The sequence below is a fragment of the Mesorhizobium sp. M7A.F.Ca.CA.004.12.1.1 genome (assembly GCF_003997835.1).
Lineage (GTDB): Bacteria > Pseudomonadota > Alphaproteobacteria > Rhizobiales > Rhizobiaceae > Mesorhizobium.
The window spans coordinates 1-2,063 of record NZ_RZRK01000968.1; the positions used below are offsets into that span (position 1 = coordinate 1).

A 2,063-nucleotide genomic window follows, 5' to 3' on the forward strand; every position below is an offset into this window, starting at 1 on the left:
GTCGTCTCGTCACCGGTCATCGACCCCGCAGCCTTGCGCTGCAATTGGTGGACCAGCGAGGTCGACAGGCTGTTTTGCTGGTCGATCTCGGTCTTTTCCAACCCGCCCGAGACCGGACCGACCGGAACCACGCGCTTGCCTTCGAGATAGTGGTCGGCAAGCATCGACTTGGCGATGCCGATGCCGCCGCGTTCGGCCATCACGTCGGCCACCCGCTCGGCAAGCTGCGATTTCCACATGTCGCCAGCCAGGCCCTTGCCGTAGACGCCCTCGGTGTCCTTTGGCAGCATGTTCTGGATGAAGGTCTGCAGCACCATCGCCTCGAACTTCTTGAATTTGTTGGCCGGGTCGGTTGCAGCGGCGGCCTTGTCGGCGGTGGCGCGCGACAGGATCGAGCCGGCATCGACCGAAGCGGCGGTGTCGAGTGAAAACGTGCCCGCAGCGCCGCCGGCCCGCTTTGCCAGCGCGGCGCGGGCGGTCTCGATATCCGCCGGGTCGGCGGCTCGGGCCACATCCATAACGATGTCGCTGGGTGGAGAAATCGCCAAGAAAGTCCGCCTTTTACCGGTTTTCCTTAGCCAGACCATGCCTCAACAAGCTTGTGGCAGGCTTGCGGGAAGGAGAGGGAGCGGAGTGCGCGGATCGGATCGAAGCTGCCGGCTTCGCGCCATCGGGCAGATTTTTCCATCGTCGCCTTTGGCCGGAAGCTGACGATCAGCTTGGCACCCACGAGCTTGCTTCGATGGTCCGCCGAGGGTGGGATTTCCGCCTCAGCTTCACTCCTTGACCGCCCCCGTCATCGAGGAGACGTAGTGCTCGACAAAGAATGAATAGAGCACCACCACCGGCAGGGAGCCGATCAGCGCGCCTGCCATCAGGGCTCCCCATTCATAGACGTCCGAACGTACGAGCTCGGTAAGCACGCCGACCGGCACGGTCTTGTTTTCGGACGATTGGATGAAGGTCAAGGCGTAGATGAATTCGTTCCATGACAGGGTGAAAGCGAAGATGCCGGCGGAAATCAGGCCGGGCACCGACAGCGGCAGAACTATCTTGGTCAGGATTTGCCAGCGGCTCGCGCCGTCGATCAGCGCGCATTCTTCCAGTTCGAAGGGTATCGAGCGGAAGTAGCCCATCAAGAGCCACGTGCAGAATGGAATGAGGAAGGTCGGATAGGTGAGGATCAGCGCGAACGGCGTATCGTAAAGCCCGAGGTTGAACACCATTACCGACAGGGGAATGAACAGTATCGAGGGCGGCACGAGATAGGCCAGGAAGATTGCCAAGCCGACCTGCCGCGCCCCGGAAAACCTCAAGCGCTCGATCGCATAGGCAGCGAACACCGCCGCCAGCAGCGACAGGAAAGTTGAGGCGGTCGAGATGATGATCGTGTTGAGAAGCCAGCCCGGATAGGATGTGTCGAAGAGCAGATACCGAATATGCTCGAGTGTCGGATTGACGACCCAGAACGGATTGAAATTGGCATAATCCGTCATCTCGAGATTGGGTTTCACCGCCGTGATCGTCATCCAGTAGAACGGGAACAGCAGCACGATGACGAAGATCAGGAGCGGCAGATAAACGGTGACCACGCGCCGGGGCAGGCTCTGGAGATAGCCCATGCCGCCTTCATCCGTGTTCGGACGATTGTTCGTTTCGATCGCGGCCATGTCAGTCTCCACCGCCCTGCTGCCATTTACGACGTTGCAGCCCGAAATAGCTGAAAAGGATCGCCGCTAGCAGGAACGGGATCATCGCCACCGCGATCGCGGCTCCCTCGCCAAGCTGGCCGCCGGAAATGCCGCGCTGGAACGAGAGCGTCGCCATCAGATGGGTGGCATTCACCGGTCCGCCGCGAGTCAGCACATAGATCAACTGGAAATCGGTGAAGGTGAACAGGACCGAAAAGGTCATGGTGATGGCGATGATCGGCGTCAGCAGCGGCAGCGTCACATAGCGGAACAACTGCCAACGGCTGGCGCCGTCGAGCGTCGCGGCCTCGTAAAGCGATTGGGGAATCGTCTGCAGGCCGGCCAGCAGCGTGATGGCCACGAAAGGAATGC

At 60.7% G+C, this 2,063-nt stretch carries 4 protein-coding genes; all 4 read right to left on the bottom strand.

Annotation, left to right across the window (positions count from 1 at the left end; translation table 11 throughout):
* The coding region (locus tag EN984_RS32370; RefSeq protein WP_164765816.1) for a rod-binding protein at window positions 1-587 on the bottom strand (587 nt) is incomplete at its 3' end.
* Window positions 575-730, bottom strand: a complete 156-nt coding sequence (locus EN984_RS37930) for a hypothetical protein (RefSeq protein ID WP_164748966.1) — start codon at window positions 728-730, stop codon at window positions 575-577. The genes EN984_RS37930 and EN984_RS32370, both read right to left, overlap by 13 nt.
* A gap of 46 nt (window positions 731-776) precedes the next feature.
* Window positions 777-1,670 (bottom strand): carbohydrate ABC transporter permease, encoded by an 894-nt coding sequence (locus tag EN984_RS32375; protein WP_127271704.1) that lies wholly within the window; start codon window positions 1,668-1,670, stop codon window positions 777-779.
* A gap of 1 nt (window position 1,671) precedes the next feature.
* A partial coding sequence (locus EN984_RS32380) for a sugar ABC transporter permease (protein ID WP_164765817.1) occupies window positions 1,672-2,063 on the bottom strand: 392 nt, incomplete at its 5' end.